General features: G+C 72.0%; 13 protein-coding genes. 5 read left to right on the plus strand and 8 right to left on the minus strand.

Features of this window, described 5'->3' with window-relative positions; genetic code table 11:
- Positions 1–103: 103 nt before the first annotated feature.
- Complete coding sequence (locus ACH4EB_RS18630; RefSeq protein WP_398348615.1) at positions 104–2509, plus strand: HAD-IC family P-type ATPase; 2406 nt, start codon at positions 104–106, stop codon at positions 2507–2509.
- A 66-nt stretch (positions 2510–2575) separates the two neighbouring features.
- Here ACH4EB_RS18630 and ACH4EB_RS18635 read toward each other — a convergent pair whose 3' ends face one another.
- Together ACH4EB_RS18635 and ACH4EB_RS18640 are read right to left on the minus strand one after the other, a co-directional pair.
- Positions 2576–5857 carry a sacsin N-terminal ATP-binding-like domain-containing protein gene (locus tag ACH4EB_RS18635; protein ID WP_398348616.1) on the minus strand — a complete coding sequence of 1094 codons (3282 nt, stop codon included), beginning with the start codon at positions 5855–5857 and terminating at the stop codon, positions 2576–2578.
- 402 nt (positions 5858–6259) lie between these two features.
- Positions 6260–7174, minus strand: a complete 915-nt coding sequence (locus tag ACH4EB_RS18640) for a DUF3027 domain-containing protein (RefSeq protein ID WP_398348617.1) — start codon at positions 7172–7174, stop codon at positions 6260–6262.
- 409 nt (positions 7175–7583) lie between these two features.
- On the opposite strand from ACH4EB_RS18640, the gene ACH4EB_RS18645 reads away from it, so the two are divergent.
- Genes ACH4EB_RS18645 through ACH4EB_RS18660 form a run of 4 tightly spaced genes read left to right on the plus strand, consistent with a single transcriptional unit; the run spans position 7584 to position 11367 of the window.
- Positions 7584–9116, plus strand: coding sequence for an MFS transporter (locus tag ACH4EB_RS18645; protein ID WP_398348618.1), 1533 nt, complete (start codon positions 7584–7586; stop codon positions 9114–9116).
- A gap of 26 nt (positions 9117–9142) precedes the next feature.
- Complete coding sequence (locus ACH4EB_RS18650; protein WP_398348619.1) at positions 9143–9655, plus strand: hypothetical protein; 513 nt, start codon at positions 9143–9145, stop codon at positions 9653–9655.
- A 36-nt stretch (positions 9656–9691) separates the two neighbouring features.
- On the plus strand, positions 9692–10486 hold the full coding sequence (locus ACH4EB_RS18655) for a futalosine hydrolase (protein WP_398348620.1): 795 nt from the start codon (positions 9692–9694) through the stop codon (positions 10484–10486).
- Positions 10483–11367, plus strand: coding sequence for a 1,4-dihydroxy-6-naphthoate synthase (locus tag ACH4EB_RS18660; RefSeq protein ID WP_398348621.1), 885 nt, complete (start codon positions 10483–10485; stop codon positions 11365–11367). Before ACH4EB_RS18655 ends, ACH4EB_RS18660 begins: the two co-directional genes overlap by 4 nt.
- Positions 11368–11388: 21 nt before the next feature.
- On the opposite strand, the gene ACH4EB_RS18665 is transcribed toward ACH4EB_RS18660, so the two are convergent.
- The 6 genes from ACH4EB_RS18665 to ACH4EB_RS18690 form a co-directional block, all read right to left on the minus strand.
- The gene (locus tag ACH4EB_RS18665; protein ID WP_385228105.1) at positions 11389–11772 is read right to left on the minus strand and encodes a cold-shock protein; all 384 of its coding nucleotides are present in this window, start codon (positions 11770–11772) and stop codon (positions 11389–11391) included.
- Positions 11773–12046: 274 nt separating this feature from the next.
- Positions 12047–12493 carry a deoxycytidylate deaminase gene (locus ACH4EB_RS18670; RefSeq protein ID WP_398348864.1) on the minus strand — a complete coding sequence of 149 codons (447 nt, stop codon included), beginning with the start codon at positions 12491–12493 and terminating at the stop codon, positions 12047–12049.
- Complete coding sequence (locus ACH4EB_RS18675; protein WP_398348622.1) at positions 12474–12722, minus strand: hypothetical protein; 249 nt, start codon at positions 12720–12722, stop codon at positions 12474–12476. Before ACH4EB_RS18675 ends, ACH4EB_RS18670 begins: the two co-directional genes overlap by 20 nt.
- Positions 12723–12732: 10 nt before the next feature.
- Entirely contained in the window at positions 12733–14535 is a 1803-nt protein-coding gene (locus ACH4EB_RS18680; RefSeq protein WP_398348623.1) for a DNA polymerase, read from the minus strand.
- A 12-nt stretch (positions 14536–14547) separates the two neighbouring features.
- A complete protein-coding gene (thyX, locus tag ACH4EB_RS18685) occupies positions 14548–15216 on the minus strand; it encodes an FAD-dependent thymidylate synthase (RefSeq protein WP_398348865.1) in 669 nt (222 codons plus the stop codon).
- A gap of 111 nt (positions 15217–15327) precedes the next feature.
- Positions 15328–15786, minus strand: coding sequence for a hypothetical protein (locus ACH4EB_RS18690; RefSeq protein WP_398348624.1), 459 nt, complete (start codon positions 15784–15786; stop codon positions 15328–15330).
- Positions 15787–15910 lie beyond the last annotated feature (124 nt).

The following is a 15910-nucleotide window of genomic DNA, read 5'->3' on the forward strand; positions in this document are numbered from 1 at the left end:
CCACGCCCCTCGCCGGTTGACGCGGACCTCTCCAACACCTTCCGCCACCTTCCTGTCCGCATCCAGCGGGTGAATCGTCCGCTCCGCCCGTAACGTCGAAGGCATGACTGAGCGGGCCAGGACCGAAGTCGAGGAACCCGAGCCGGACGCCGGCACCGCCACCGCGCCGGACCGCCGCGGTCTGAGCGCCGCCGAGGTCGCCGAGCGGGTGGCCAGAGGCGAGGTCAACGACGTCCCCGTCCGGTCCTCGCGCTCCACCGCCGACATCGTCCGCTCGAACGTCTTCACCCGCTTCAACGCCATCATCGGCGTGCTGTTCGTGATCATCTTGATCGTCGGACCGATCCAGGACGGCCTGTTCGGCTTCGTCATCGTCGCCAACACCGGCATCGGCATCATCCAGGAGCTGCGCGCCAAGAAGACCCTGGACAGCCTCGCCGTCATAGGCGAGTCCAAACCGACCGTACGGCGCGACGGCGCGTCCGCCGAGATCGCCACCTCCGAGGTCGTGCTCGGCGACATCATCGAACTCGGCCCCGGCGACAAGGTCATCGTCGACGGCGAGGTCCTGGAGAGCGACGGCCTGGAGATCGACGAGTCGCTGCTGACCGGCGAGGCCGACCCGGTGGTCAAGCGGCCCGGCGAGAAGGTGATGTCCGGCAGCTTCGTGGTCGCCGGCGGCGGCGCGTTCACCGCCACGAAGGTCGGGCGCGAGGCGTACGCCGCCCAGCTCGCCGAAGAGGCGTCCCGCTTCACCCTCGTCCACTCCGAGCTGCGCAGCGGCATCAGCCAGATCCTCAAGTACGTGACGTGGATGATGGTGCCGACCGCCGTCGGCCTCATCTTCAGCCATCTGTTCACGCTGAACATGGCGGGTGACGAGGCGGTGCGCCGGATGGTCGCCGGCATCGTCCCGATGATCCCCGAGGGCCTGGTGCTGCTCACCTCCGTCGCCTTCGCGATCGGCGTCATCCGGCTCGGCCGCAAGAAATGCCTGGTCCAGGAGCTGCCCGCCATCGAGGGCCTGGCCCGCGTCGACGTGGTCTGCCTGGACAAGACCGGCACGCTGACCGAGGGCGGCATGGACGTCAGCGACCTGCGGCCGCTCGGCGGTACGGACGAGGGCCGCGTCAAGGAGGTCCTCGGCGCCCTCGGCGCGTCCGACCCGCGCCCCAACGCCTCCCTTCAGGCGATCATCGACGCGTACCCGGCCGGCGACGGCTGGCGGGCCACCGACGCGCTGCCCTTCTCCTCCGCCCGCAAATACAGCGGCGCGGCCCTCGAAGACCCCGACGGCGAACGCACCACCTGGCTGCTCGGCGCCCCCGACGTCCTCCTGCCCTCCGGCGACGACGCGCTCTCCGAGGTCGACGACCTCAACGCGCAGGGCCTGCGCGTCCTGCTGCTGGCCCGCGCCGACCGCGACCTGGACGACTCCCGGATCACCGACCACGTACGGCCCGCCGCGCTGATCGTCCTCGAACAGCGGCTGCGGCCCGACGCGATGGACACCCTGCGCTACTTCGAGGAGCAGGGCGTCCAGGCCAAGGTCATCTCCGGCGACAACGCGGTGTCGGTCGGCGCGGTGGCCGGGAAGCTGGGCATGCCGGGCGCCGAGTCGCCGGTGGACGCGCGCAAGCTGCCCGACGACCCCGAGGAGATGGGCAAGGCGCTGGAGGACGGCGCGGTGTTCGGCCGCGTCACGCCGCAGCAGAAGCGGGACATGGTCGGCGCGCTCCAGAAGCGCGGCCGTATCGTCGCCATGACCGGCGACGGTGTCAACGACGTCCTCGCCCTGAAGGACGCGGACATCGGCGTCTCCATGGGCGCGGGCAGCGAGGCCACCAAGGCCGTCGCCCAGATCGTGCTGCTCGACAACAGCTTCGCGACGCTCCCGTCCGTCGTCGCCGAGGGCCGCCGGGTGATCGGCAACATCACCCGCGTCGCCACGCTCTTCCTGACCAAGACCGTCTACTCGGTGCTGCTCGCGATCCTCGTCGCCTGCTGCCAGATCCCGTACCCGTACCTGCCGCGGCACCTCACGCTGCTGTCCACCCTCACCATCGGCGTCCCCGCCTTCTTCCTCGCCCTCGCCCCCAACAAGGAGCGCGCGAAACCGCACTTCGTACGGCGGGTGATGCGGTACGCGATCCCCTCCGGCGTGATCATCGGGCTCGCCGCCTTCGCCACGTACCTCCTGGCCCGCAGCCACTACGGCGGTCCGGACGCCCTCCCCGCCGAGACCAGCGCCGCCACCCTGACCCTCTTCCTCGGCGCGATGTGGGTCCTGGCGATCATCGCCCGCCCGTACACGTGGTGGCGCGTCGGCCTGGTGCTGGCGATGGGCCTGGGCTTCCTGGTCGTCCTCGTCGTCCCCTGGCTCCAGGACTTCTTCGACCTGAAACTCGTGGGGACGACCATGCCGTGGGCGGCCGTGGGGATCGCCGCCGCGGCGGCGGTGCTGCTGGAGGTCGCGTGGCGGGTGATCGGGCGGCGGTTCCCGGCGTAGCCGTCCGCGACGACGGGGCGCCGGTCACGGCGCGGCCCCAGGACCCGGGACCGCGCCGCCGGACCGCTAGTCGAACCAGCGGGCCTCCGCCAGCTCCTCCGCGCGGTCCGGGTCCTCCAGCAGGGCGGCCGTCTCGAAGCGGCGGGGCCACTGGCCGGCGGCCCAGGCGAGGCCGGCGGCGACGCCCTCCAGGGTGGCCGCGTGCAGGGTGCCGTCGGGGGTCCAGCGCCAGTCGAGTTCGGTGCCGCCCTCGACGGCCAGTTCCTCGTGCTCGACGTACGACCGCGGGGTGTCCGGGCCCAGCAGCGTACGGACGGGCTCCGGGACCTCGTGCCGGCTGCCCCCCGAGACCACCGGTGCCGCGAAGACCTCGCTCAGCCGCCGCACCTGGAACAGGTCCGCCAGATCCGCGGCCCGCGCCGGACGTACCGGCAGCAGGGGCAGCCCGGCGGCCAGCGGCATCAGGTCCGGCGCGTCCGCGACCACCGCCTCCGCCGCGTCCACGATCCGCACCTCGCCGTCGACGACGGCCCGCAGCTCCTCCGGGAGCGTCACCTGCTCGGGGTCCAGGTCCGCCAGCGCCCCGTACAGCGCGTGCAACTGCGCGGAGCCCACCTCGCGCTCCGGATCCGCGAGCCGGGCCAGCAGTTCGGCGGCGCCGCCCGGTTCCTCCAGGAGCGCCGCGACGGAGGTCCGCACGCCGAGGGCGCGCAGCACCTGCGCGTCCACCTCGCCCGCGTCCGCCGACTCGTACAGCCCCGCCAGCAGCGGGTCGCCGCCCGCGGCCCGCAGCCCGGCCGGCCGGCGGCCGTCCAGCACCGGGTGCCCGCGCAGCCACCACGCCGTGTACGGGCGCACCGACTCGGTCGTGCCGTCCGGCAGCAGCACCCGTACGGGTGCGGTCAGCGCGTCCCGCAGCGGCGGCCGCGACAGCATCGCCAGCACCTGCGGCCACGCGTCGTCGTCCACGAGGTCCAGGTCCCGTACGGCCACGATCTCCGTCGCGACCGGCGGCACCGGCGTCTCCGGCAACCCGTCGAGAACGTCCTCGCACCACACGTCCACCGCGTCCAGCACGCCGACGTCGTCCGGCTCGGTGAAGTCACCGTCGCGCGGCTCCAGCTCGTCCGGGTCCAGCACCACGTCAGGGGCGCGCACGAGGGCGAAACCCGCCAGCACGCCCACGGCGGTCAGCGGCTGCTCCCCCCAGCGCTCCGCGAAACCGGCGTCGACGGCGGCGAGTTCCCCCTCCCGGATCACCCGTTCGAAGTCACTGCCGGGCAGCACCAGTTCACCCGCCGGTGCCGGCTCACCGTCCTCGTCCGGCAGCGCGAGCGCGGCCAGCCACGGCTCGTCACCGGGCGCCAGACGCGCGTCCCGCACGAGACCGAGCACGGCCTCCGCCAGCTCCTCGCCGCCGAGACCCGTCGGCTCGCCGTCGAAACCGAAGGCGTAGTCGTCCTCCGCCGCGTCCAGGGAGCCCGCGACGGCCGCCCGCACCTGCGGGGTCGTCAGCACGGCGCGCGGGGCGGCCGGAGTGGCGCCCAGCTTCTCCAGCAGCGGGTGCACGGCGTCCGGGTGCGCCACCTTCAGCCCCAGCCGGGCCAGCGTCGCGTGCCGCTCCGCCGCGTCACCGTCCCCGCCGCTCCCGCCGTCCGGAAGCGGCAGCAGGACCTGGCGCGGGCCGATCGTGGTCCGCGCCGCCCGGCCCTCCTCACCCACGGGCCCGGCCAGCGGCACCGGCAGCCCGCTCAGCCGCTCCGGGTCCGTACCCGCCAGCGAGTCGTACAGCCGCCACCACCACGCGGGCGACCGGTCCACGCCCGCCAGCCGGTCGACGACCTCGCCCAGCGGCACCCGGGCCACACCCAGCGCCCGCAGCTCCGGCCGCCGCTCCAGCCCGGCGGGCAGCAGACTCGGGAACAGCTCCGCCAGAACCCGGACCGTGTCCGCGCCCGCCCCCTCGACCAGCTCGGCGTCCACCGGCCGCAGGACATGCGCGTCCTCCTCACCCCGGGCACCGCCCCAGCCGCCGCCCTCGCCGGGAGCCAGCTCGTCCGGGCCGCCCGGCCCCGGCACCGCCTGCACGGACAGTTCCCCGCCCGGCGCGGGCGCCCCCGCGCTCGGCAGGAACCGAACCCGCGGCAGCAGCTCCAGCACCTGCCGCCGCAACTCGTTGTCCAGCTCGCCCTTGCCCAACGGGCCCGGAACGAGATCCACCGTCCCCGCCGACACCGGCTGCCAGCCGGCCAGCAGCGACGCGTACGCCTCGGCGGCGCGCCGCACGAGATGGTCGGCGAGCGGGCCGGGCGCGACGCGCCGCCGCGTCGGCTCCAGCGGGAACGACGCGATCAGCAGCGCCGGCAGGCCCTGCGGCTCGTCGGTCGGGGTCGGCGCGTGCACGACCGGCGCGGTCGCCGGGCGCACCGGCGCGCCCTCCTCGTCCACCGGGACCGCCCACGTCACCGCCCAGTGCGGGCGCAGCCGCTCCTCCACCGGGCGGTCGGCCAGCAGCGCCGCGTCCAGCCCGCCGCTCTCGCTCACGACGCGCCAGCGCGAGGTGCCGCGCTCACTGTCCTCGACGACGACGTACGCGCCCTCCTGGCGCCGCCGCATCTCCCGTACGCCGTCCGGCGTCTCCACCACGACCTCGGCCAGGCCCGGCAGCGTCAGCAGCAACGCGGCGTCGAGACCGGCCAGCAGGCGCACCGTCAGCTCGTGCGCGGCGCCGTCGCGCAGCGGCAACACGACGGAGGTGTCGTAACCCTGCGGGGCACTGCCTTCCGCGGGGAAGGGCAGACGCAGCAGCGGTACGTGGCCGTCGCGGCGGCGCAGCTCGCCGCCGAGGCCGGGGCTGTGCGCCGCCACCCGGCCCGCCAGCTCCCTGGCCTCGGCCAGCGACCAGCGGACGCCGCCGGTACGGCCGATGAGCGCGGGCTCGTCGCTGACCGCGAGCACCGCGGAGAACCCGACGCCGAAGCGGCCGACGGAGACCGCGTTCTCCGTCTCGCGCTTGGCGGAGGCACGCAGGGTGGCCAGCGACTCGACGCCGGTGGCGTCGATGGGGGCGCCGGTGTTGGAGGCGACCAGGACTGCGGGGCCGGCGCCGGGGCCTTCGGCCGGGTGCAGGGTCAGGCGCAGCCGCCCGGGGACGCCGGCGCGGGCCGCGGCGTCCGAGGCGTTCTGCGCCAGCTCCACGGCGAGCCGGTCGCGGTAGCCGCCGAGCGCGAGGTCCTCCTCGGCGTTCGCGTCCTCCCGGAACCGGGCGGGCGAGGCCGCCCAGGCATCGAGCACCCCCCGCCGCAGCCGAGCCGTCCCGAACGGATCTGCCTCTGCCGCTTCGCTCACGTTCTCTCCCGTTCTCCGATCCGAACTCCACTTTCTACCGGGTGGGGGTGGAGGCTCGGGCGGGTGGGGCCCGCCGGGGGCTCGCGTCTCGTACGTGCGGCCCTTCGGGCCGGGGGCCCGTTTTGCACCTTTGATCCGGCGGGGGGCGTGCTGTGCGGCTTCAGCCCGGTGGGGGTGGGCGTTGTGCGCTTTGGGTCCGTGGGTGGGGGCTCGGCTCGGGGCCCTTCCGGGGGCACTCCCCCCAGCCTCCGGCCGGGGGTGCCCCCACAACGAAACAAATGCGATCCGCGCGACAGCGCAAACCCTCGCGCGAAGCGCGAACGTCCACCTCCACGGGGGCACACCCCACGAAGAGAGGCCCAGCCCCCCAAGGCCGTCGTTCGGCCCCCCTCCGGGAACGAGTCAGCTATGGCCGAATTCTTCGGCCGGCCCCGAGTCCTCCACCGAACCACCACTCCGGTCGGGCCGCAGCGTGAAGGGGTCGACGACGGTCTCGTCGATGACCGGCGGGGCCGGCCGCGGAGGCTTCGGCATGACGGCGGCCTCGGAGTGCCCCCCGCAGCCGTAACCGAGGGAGACGACGTGCCCGTCCGCGGGGCCGAACTCGTTGGCGCAGATGCCGAAGGCCTGTCGGAGGGAGCCGGCCAGGGGGACCAGGAAGCCGCAGGAGACGCAGTTGGCGGGTGCGGCCTGGGCCATGGCGGTCTTGGGGCCGTACTCCTCCTCCCAGCGGTCGGCCGCGGTGTGCAGGCCGTAGCGGGAGAGGACGCGGGGGCGGCCCATGCCGAGTTCGTCGGCGGTCGCGGCGATGCTGCCGCGTACGGTCGCGTCGGGCTGGGCGGCGGGCGAGCCGGGCTCGACGTCGGCGTCCTCCGCGTCGGCGAGTTCGGCGACGCCGGGCGCGACCCGGCTTTCGTCGGCTTCGGCGGCCTCCGGGGCCGCCACCGTGAAGCCGGGTTCGAGCCGGAGGTCTTCGGCCTCGGTGGGGAGCAGGTCGCCGGGGCCCATGTCGCCGGGGCGCAGCCGCTCGCTCCAGGGCACCCATTCGGGGGCCAGCAGCGCGTCGGGGCCGGGCAGCAGGACGCTCTCGTCGAGGGTGACGTGTTTGGCCCGGGAGGCGCGGGCGACGGTGACGGCCCAGCGCCAGCCCCGGTACCCGGCCTCCCTGCATTCGAACAGGTGCGTGACGACGCGGTCCCCGTCGGCGACGGCGTCGACGTGCTCACCGACCGTTCCCGGCGCGGCGGCCTCCTCGGCCGCGGTGCGGGCAAGGTCGATCGCCTCGGCGCACAGGCGGTCAGGGGTACGGCTTCGCATCGCAGCACTCACAAGAATCGATTCTCTCTTCCACGCCGTCTCACGAGTGCGCCAGCCGGAGCTGTCCTGTCCTTGTCCGGACGACCGGCGTGCCGGTGCGGGCGGAGCGGACCTGGGGACCGCGTCGACGTCCGCGCCCGGGCATCTCGGTCGAGCGCACCTCTTACGAACCATTCTGCGGGATCGCGGCAAGGCGCGCGGCCAAGAACGACCGCCGGTGGCGCGCTACACACGCTACCCCTTCAACGGTGTACGACCCCTCGCCGGGAGCGGCAAATGTCACCGGCAGCCTCCGGCGGCCGTGCGCTCCGGCGCGACAGGCCCCGGAAAGAGCCATGTCCCGGGCGAGTTGGGGCAGTATTGCTGCGTGGCTGCCGGACGGGCGTCGAGAAAGTCGAGGCTGCCGCGGATGTCGCGGGCGTCGCGGGTCTCCGGGTCGGGGACCGCGAGAGCGGCCCGGGCCCCGCGGATCGCCAAGGCTTCGCGGATCTCCGCCGGCCCGCGTGTCTCCAAGGGGGCGCGGGTCTCGACGGCGACCACGCGGCCGGGCCGGGAGGGCGGCTGGGCAGGCCGGGCGGGCCGTGCCGCCGGGCGGGCGCTGCGCCGTCCGTTCACGGCGACCGGGCGCGGCATACGGCGCGCCACGCACGCGCACGGCGCGGGCGAGTCGGGTCTCGGCAAGCTGATCGAGCTGCACGCGGTGAATTCGGCCGGTGACATGTTGATCACGGTTGCGCTGGCCTCGACGGTGTTCTTCTCGGTGCCGACGGACCAGGCACGCGGCCGGGTGGCGCTCTACCTGGCCGTGACGATGGCGCCGTTCGCGCTGCTGGCGCCGGTGATCGGCCCTCTGCTGGACCGGGTGCCGCACGGCCGCCGGGCCGCGATGGCGGGGGCGATGCTGGCCCGCGCGCTGCTCGCGCTGACCATGTCGGGCGCGGTGGCGGGCGGCGGACTGGAGCTGTATCCGGCGGCACTGGGCGTATTGGTGTCTTCGAAGGCGTACGGAGTGGTGCGGAGCGCCGTCGTGCCGCGCCTGCTGCCGCCCCGCATCTCTTTGGTGAAGGCCAATTCGCGGGTGACGCTGGCCGGGCTGCTGGCGACGGGGGCGGCGGCGCCGCTGGGCGGCGCGCTGCATCTGATCGGGCCGAGCTGGCCGCTGTACGGGGCGTTCACGGTGTTCGTGGCGGGCACGTTCCTGTCGTTCTCGCTGCCGCACAAGGTGGACTCGGCGAAGGGCGAGGGCCGGGCGCGGCTGGCGTCCGGGGAGGACGGCGAGGGGGCCGGGAGGGCCGGGGGCGAGCGGCCGGGGAAGGCGCTGGCCGGCGGGCGGCGGCCGGGGCTGCGGACGGTCGGGCCTTCGGTGCTGCACGGCCTCCAGGCCAATTGCGCGCTGCGGTCGCTGTCCGGTCTGCTGACGTTCTTCCTGGCGTTCCTGCTGCGTGAGCATCCGCTGGGCGGGCTGGGGCCGCAGGTCTCGCTGGGCATGGTGGCGGTGGCGGCGGGCGCGGGCAACGCGCTGGGGACGGCGGTCGGCGCGTGGCTGCGGGCCAGGGCCCCGGAGCTGATCATCGCGGTGGTGCTGGGGCTGGCGCTGGCCGTCGCGGTCACGGCGGCGGCCTTCTACGCGGTGCTGGCGACCGTGGTGGTGACGGCCGCGGCGGCGACGGCGGGGCTGTGCCAGGCGCTGGGGAAGCTGTCGCTGGACGCGGTGATCCAGCGGGACGTGCCGGAGCTGGTCCGTACCTCGGCGTTCGCCCGTTCCGAGACGGCGCTCCAGTTGTCCTGGGTGGTCGGCGGCGCCGCCGGGATCGCGCTGCCACTGAGCGGGACGGTGGGGCTGGCGGTGGCCGCGGCGCTCGTGGCGACCGGCGCGGTACTGGCCGTTCGCGGCCTGCTGGGCGCGGCGCGGCACGGCGCGCCCCACCCTCGTGTGGCGTGACCGGGGCCGACCGATAGCCTGCCCGCATGACCGCGTTCTCTTCTTGGGGTACAGGCCGCCGTGCCGCTGCCGCCCTCGGTGCCGTGTCCCTGGGGCTCGTCACCCTCTCCGCCTGTGAGAAGCCGACTCCGCTCGCCACGGTGACCGCCGGCAAGGACACCGTGACCGCCGAGGCCGCCTGCTACGACGACGGCAAGGTGATCGGCGATCTGGCCGCCGGCGACAAGAAGGCGCAGGCCGAGTTCACCAAGTGCCTGACCACCGCGCCCAAGAAGACGCTCACCGTGCACCCGGGTGAGAAGCTGCGGCTGGGTGTCGAGCCGGACGTGGCCGAGGACGGCTGGATCGCGCTGTCCAACAGCAGCGCGATCACCAACGTCAGCAAGCAGACGTACCAGGTCATCGGCAGCGCCGACCAGCTCTTCGTGAACCAGCAGACCCGTAGCCTGGCCGACTCCACCGTGGTGTCCGTCGTGGCCACCAAGGGCGGCAAGTACACGGGCGTGTGGAACGTCAAGCTGGAGCGCGCGGAGTCCTGAGTCCGCTGACGCAGGCGGGAAACCGGTGAGGGTGAGGTGACCGTGACGCGTGTCCTGGTCGTCACCGCCGTCGCGGCCGAGCGCGACGCGGTGGCCGCGGGCGTGGCCGGTGGCGACGGCGCGGAGGTCGTCGCGCTGCCGGCGGGCGGCTACCCGCTGCACCGGGTACGGGCTGCCGCGCCGCCCGCGGACGAGGGGACCGGCGTGGTCCTCGACGTGCTCGCCGCCGGGGTCGGCCCGGCCGCCGCTGCCGCCGGGACGGCGACCGCGCTGACCGCGGGAATCTGCGGCGGACTCCGTTACGACCTCGTCATCTCCGCCGGCATCGGCGGCGGTTTCGCGCCCGGTACGGATTCGGACCGGCCCGGCGCCGCGGTCGGTTCCACGGTCGTCGCGGACGAGATCGTCGCCGCCGACCTGGGCGCCGAGACCCCGGACGGCTTCGTTCCGGTGACCGCGCTCGGCTTCGGCACGGTCGTCCACACCCCGCCGCCGGACCTCGTGCGGGCCCTCGCCGCGGCCACCGGCGCCGCGTGCGGCACGGTGCTCACCGCCTCGACGGTGACCGGCAGCGCGGAGCACGCCGCGCGGCTCGCCGCCCGCCATCCGCGCGCCCTCGTCGAGGCGATGGAGGGCTTCGGTGTCGCCGAGGCCGCCGCCGCGCAGGGCCTGCCGGTGCTCGAAATCCGTACGGTCTCCAACCCCGTCGGCCCGCGCGACCGCGCCGCGTGGCGCATCGGGGACGCGCTCGGCGCGCTCTCCGCCGCCTGCGCCGCGCTCCCCCGCGTCCTGACGGCGGCCGGGGCCCCGACGTCCTGGAGGACACCATGAGCGACGCGCTCAAGATCGCCTATTCGCCGTGCCCGAACGACACCTTCGTCTTCCACGCGTGGGCGCACGGCAAGGTCCCGGGCGCGCCCGCGCTGGACGTCACGTTCGCCGACATCGACCTCACCAATGGCTGGGCGGCCGAACGCGCGGGGGGCTCCCCGGCGGCGTCGGCAGGGGAAGAGTTCGACATCCTGAAGGTGTCGTACGCGGTGCTGCCGTGGGTCCTGGAGGAGTACGCGCTGCTGCCGTGCGGCGGCGCGCTGGGGCGCGGCTGCGGCCCGCTGGTGCTCACCAGGGAGCCGGGCGAGGCCAAGGACCTGGCCGGCAAGACGGTGGCGGTGCCCAGCGAGCGGTCGACCGCGTACCTGCTGTTCCGGCTGTGGGCGGCCGACGAGGTGCCCGGCGGCGTCGGCGAGGTGCGGGTGCTGCCGTTCGACGAGATCATGCCGGCCGTACGGGACGGCCGGGTCGACGCCGGGCTGGTCATCCACGAGGCGCGCTTCACGTACCGGGACTACGGGCTGAGCTGCCTCGCCGACATGGGCGAGCACTGGGAGCACACGACCGGGCTGCCGATCCCGCTGGGCGCAATCATCGCCAGGCGCTCGCTGGGCGCGGAGCGGCTGCGCGAGCTGGCCGCCGCGGTCCGTGAGTCCGTACGGATGGCCTGGGACGACACCGAGGCGTCGCGTGCGTACGTGCTGGAGCACGCCCAGGAGATGGATCCGGCCGTCGCCGACCAGCACATCGGCCTGTATGTGAACGAGTTCACCGCCGACCTCGGCGAGGACGGCTACGCGGCGGTCCGCGGCCTGCTCACGCGTGCCGCGGCCGAGGGGCTCGTACCGCCCCTCGGCCGTGGTGCGCTGGACTTCGTGTAGCCGGTCCCGGCCCGGCGTCCGTCAGACGTCGAGCTGGTCGGCGACCGCCCGGAGCATGTTCGCGATCTTCGCGCCGTGCGCCTTGTCGGGGTAGCGGCCGCGTTCCAGTTGCTGGGTGACGCTCTCCAGGAGCGTGGTGAGGTCCTGCACGATCGACGCCAGCTCGTCCGGCTTGCGGCGCTGGGCCGCCGCCACCGACGGCGCGGGGTCGAGGATCGTCACCGAAAGCGCCTGGTCACCGCGCTGGCCGGCCACCACGCCGAACTCGACGCGCTGGCCCGGCTTGAGTGCGTCCACGCCGTCGGGCAGCACCGACGAGTGCACGAAGACGTCACCGCCGTCGTCGCGGGAGAGAAAGCCGAAGCCCTTCTCGCTGTTGAACCACTTGACCTTGCCGGTAGGCAAAGCACGCACCCCATCTCGCCGGTAAGCCGAACCACTGTCGTCGCAGGTCAGGCTATCGAGTTCGCGCTTGCCTGCCATCGGTCTGAAGCCTCCCCACGTAGATACCCTCCGTCAAGCCCGACCACGCCAGTCGGCCAAAGGTGGCCGACCAGCAGCGGGCGCGCGGAAGCGCGGGGACGGGCCTATCTCAGCACATGCGGAGCACAAGCTGACACTCGATACGCCAAAGAACCCCCTCCCACGGTGGATGTGGGAGGGGGCTCAACGGGGCAGGCTACAGAGTCCAGCGGCCCTCTGGCCAAACAACCAGGGCAACGCCAGACGACCGGATCAGCTTCGAGCAGCCGGTGCAGGGTGAGCGGGTGATATAGAGCGTCGCACCTTGGCAGTGCGACCAGTCCGCATACAGGAGGCAGTTAGCTTCCGCGTGTGTCTCGATGCAGCCCTCGTAGTGGGCGCCCGACGGAACGTCGGAGCTACAACGAATGCACCCGCCATCAAGGCACGACGGCCCGCCCGGAGGGGAACCGTTGTATCCCGTCGATGCGATTCGCCGATCCGGCCGTACCAGGACGGCCCCCACTCGCGAGCGTACGCAGTCACCTCTACGCGCAACCGCCGATGCAATGCCAAGGAAGTACTCATCCCAGGTCGGCCGCGCCCTTTTCGCATGTCGTAGAACTCCGTATTCGAGGTCGTACTCAGTTGTCGGCACTGCCACCGTCTTCAGCAATCACCACTGTCCCCGGGTGCATCTCCGCTACCCAGTAGTCCCGTGCCATCTCCTGGGCAAGGCCGTGAGGGACGCCGGCGGCGATGGCCTCGGTATAAATCGTCCCGGCGATCCGCGCCACCATCAGCGCGGCTGTGCCCCGCTTCTCGATGAGGGCCTGGTTGAACTCGGTCTCGATGTTGGAGACCAGCTCTTCAAAACCGTTGGTGTCGCTCATGCGCTGTTCCTTAGTGCTTGCTTGCTTCAAGATCGAGGACGCTGCCCCAGGACCGTTCACCGATCTCGGCATCAACGGGGACGACGAGGCCCCGGACGGTCATTTCCATGATTCGAGCGGTCTTCTCGGCCAACTCGGCAGCTCGCTCCCGGGGGAAGCTGAAGACCAGCTCATCGTGGATCGGGAGGCGGACGAACTCGGTGTATCCGGCCCTGTCGAGTTCGATCAGGGCACGGGCCGTGATGTCACGGCTGGTGGATTGGATGAAGTAGTTGAGGGCGCTGTATACGCGGTTACGGTCCACGGGCAGGCGACGGCCGGTGCCGGTGTAGATGTAGCCGGTCCGCCGCGCTTCTCGCTGAAGCCGTTCAGCGAACTTCTTGACGCCGGGATAGGTCTTCCAGAACGCCGCGACAGCCTTCCTGGCCTCGGCTTCGGTCACGCCGTACTGCTCAACGACAGCCTTCCAGCCCCCGCCGAAGCACACCGTGAAGTTGGTGCCCTTCCCGGCCTTGCGGTCGACGCCTGCGGCGTCCGCGGTGATCTGGTGGAGGTCCAGGCCGCGGTGGAAGGCGTCCAGCATGGTCGGGTCGCCGGAGAACGCGGCGAGCACCCTCAACTCCATATTCCCGTAGTCGGACGACACGGTGACGTGGCCTGGCTCCGCAAGGAAGCAGTGCCGGACGTACGAGTCGCCGGCCGGGAGCGTCTGGGCCGGTATCGCCCCCGTGATGCTCATGCGCGCGGTGCGGGCCTGGCAAGAATTTATGCTTCCCCGTACGCGCCCCTCGGCATCCTGACCCGCCAGAGCCCGGTCGAACCAGGTGGCCTTCCACTTCTTCGCCTTCTTGGCCTGGATGATGGCCTCGGTCAGCGGTATGCCGATCGAGGTCAGCACCTCGTCATCGACGCATACGTTCCCCTTCTTGGTCTTCTTCGTGAGCTTGATACCCCGCTCCTGCAAGGCGCTGATGATCTGCGCGTTCGCGTTGACGTTGTCGACGCCTTCGCGACGAGCGACCTCTTCCCACCTGAGCTGTTGCTCGTACAGCTCGGTGGACTTGGCCTGTGCATATGCCCTGTCGAGGAGGTAGCCGGTCCGCTCGATCTTCGCGGTGATGTGGGCAAGCCGGTGCTCCCAGGAGATGAGCCCCTTCCTGCGGGTACGGACTGGGATCCTCGGCTTGAGGACCTTGAACAGTCGGTAGGCGATGATCGGGTCCGTGCCGGCGTACAGGTTGAAGCCGTAGTGGTCGAGGGGGACGATCGACCACACGTCGTCCTTCTTGACCTTGAGTTCCTTGGCAATGACTGCCATCGAGCCTTTGACCTCATCGGCGAGGAGTTCGCAGATGTAGTGCTTGGTCAGCTCTTCGAGCTTCAGACCCGGCCCCTGCTCCTTGACCGACCTCGGATCAACGAGGTGGGCGAGCAGCTTGGTGTCCCAGCTCTTCGGGGCAAGCTCTTCCATCGGGATGCCGAGGCAGGCTTCGGCCACATGAAGGTCGTAGGTGCCGTTGTGGGCGATGAGTCGGTGTACCGTCCGCAGTGCCCAGCGAACTGCATCGCGGAAGGCCCGGCCCTTCTCGACAGGTACGACGAAGGACTCGTCGGCGGTACCGAACTGCCACAGGCGCGCCCGAAAGGTGCCCAGGCTGGCGTTCCACCAGTCCAGGCCCGTCGTCTCGCTGTCGTGCGCCAGGAGATCCTGGTGGGTGCGAACGAAGGTCTCGAAGTCGGGAAGGTCATCCCGGCTTTCCACTACGTGGATGCGGACAGGCTGCCCCTTGATCGGGTATTCGATCAGCCGCAAGGAGACCTCCTATCAGGGGGCGACACGCCCGTTGGCGTCGAAGGCGGTCATGGCGGCGGGGGCAACGGTCCGAACGTGCGCGTCGAGCTGTCGGGCGATGTCTTCGATCTCCTTGAGCGGGAAGGTGGGGACGGTGCTTTCGGGATGGGCCCAGCGCAGGGAAAGCAGGTTGAGGAGGGAGCGGAGGTTCAAGGTCACGTAGAACGACGTGAAGAGGCTCAACGGAAGGACGTTGCGGGCGACTTCGCGTGCCACGCCCTCGCGCAGCAGCCACTCGTAGTGCTCCCAGGTCCACCCGGCGACGGACTTGTGGGCGGTGGCCGCGAGACTGGCCTGCTCGGGGGTGCCGGGCTCGAAGCGGTAGGCCCCGGGCTTGCCGATCTGCTGGAGCGGTCGGCTCTCGGCGGGGACGTAGAAGACGGGCTCCAGGACCCGGTACCTGCCCGATACCTCGTTGTACGAGGCGATGCGGTGGCGGAGGAATTCACGGGCCACGAAGATCGGGCACTCGATGCGGAACTGGAAGGTCACGGCTTCGAAGGGTGAGCCGTGCCGGTCGCGCATCAGCATGTTGATCAGGCCGCGGTCCTTCTCGGCAGTACCAGTGGTGCCGGAGGAGACGCGGGCAGCGCGAGCGATGCTGTGGTCATCCCCCATGGAGTCGATGAGTTCGACGCTCATGTCGGAGCGGAACTGTGGGCGCAAGGTGGTTCCTCACTGGTCGCGCCGGGGGCCGGCCGCTGGAGCCGACCCCCGTGTCTCAATTCAACTTTCGCGATGTGAATAATTCATTCAGCTCTTGACCACGAACCGGCCCGTCTTCTTGTCCTTCCAGGCCGGCGGGCACTGTTCCGACTTCTCCCGGGCCGGGCAGAACATGGCCTCCCAGGTGGCGCCAGTGCGGTGCGTGCGCTGGCCATGGACGCAGGTCACATCACCTTCGGGGGCACTGCCGCCGTCACCGCCGGCCGCGACAACCCGGCCGCCTTCGAACTTCTTGGGGGTCGCCTTGGCGGCCTGGCCGCCGCCCTTGTACTGGTCGCGGGTGTACGCCGCGGCCTTGCTCGCCATCTCGATCACACCGTGCTCCCGCAGTGCCGTCATCAGCTCGACGGAGCGGCGGGCGACCTCATCGGCGGTGCCGCCGTAGATCGTTGGGGTGATCCACTCGGCATCGAAGCCGCTCGCGGCCTTGAAGGTGAGGCCAACCCGAAAGGGGTTGGGTGCGGCGGAAGCGGGAGCAGTGGTCACAGGCGACTCCTTAGAGGGTGCATCGGTGGGGGCTTCGGCAGGCTCGTCCCACGGGGAGGTATCGGCGAAGGGGTCGTTTTCGTTTTCCATACGTTTTCTCCTGTTACGTCCAAATTACGACTTG

It is taken from the genome of Streptomyces sp. NPDC018045, assembly GCF_044327445.1.
GTDB lineage: Bacteria > Actinomycetota > Actinomycetes > Streptomycetales > Streptomycetaceae > Streptomyces.

What these genes read in the sequence shown, in the direction of transcription:
- ACH4EB_RS18675 (WP_398348622.1), bottom strand. Translation starts at nt 12,722, where the DNA reads ATGAGCGACACCAACGGTTTTGAAGAGCTGGTCTCCAACATCGAGACC.
- ACH4EB_RS18645 (WP_398348618.1), top strand. Translation starts at nt 7,584, where the DNA reads ATGTCGCGGGCGTCGCGGGTCTCCGGGTCGGGGACCGCGAGAGCGGCC.
- thyX (WP_398348865.1), bottom strand. Translation starts at nt 15,216, where the DNA reads ATGAGCGTCGAACTCATCGACTCCATGGGGGATGACCACAGCATCGCT.
- ACH4EB_RS18640 (WP_398348617.1), bottom strand. Translation starts at nt 7,174, where the DNA reads ATGCGAAGCCGTACCCCTGACCGCCTGTGCGCCGAGGCGATCGACCTT.
- ACH4EB_RS18630 (WP_398348615.1), top strand. Translation starts at nt 104, where the DNA reads ATGACTGAGCGGGCCAGGACCGAAGTCGAGGAACCCGAGCCGGACGCC.
- ACH4EB_RS18660 (WP_398348621.1), top strand. Translation starts at nt 10,483, where the DNA reads ATGAGCGACGCGCTCAAGATCGCCTATTCGCCGTGCCCGAACGACACC.
- ACH4EB_RS18650 (WP_398348619.1), top strand. Translation starts at nt 9,143, where the DNA reads ATGACCGCGTTCTCTTCTTGGGGTACAGGCCGCCGTGCCGCTGCCGCC.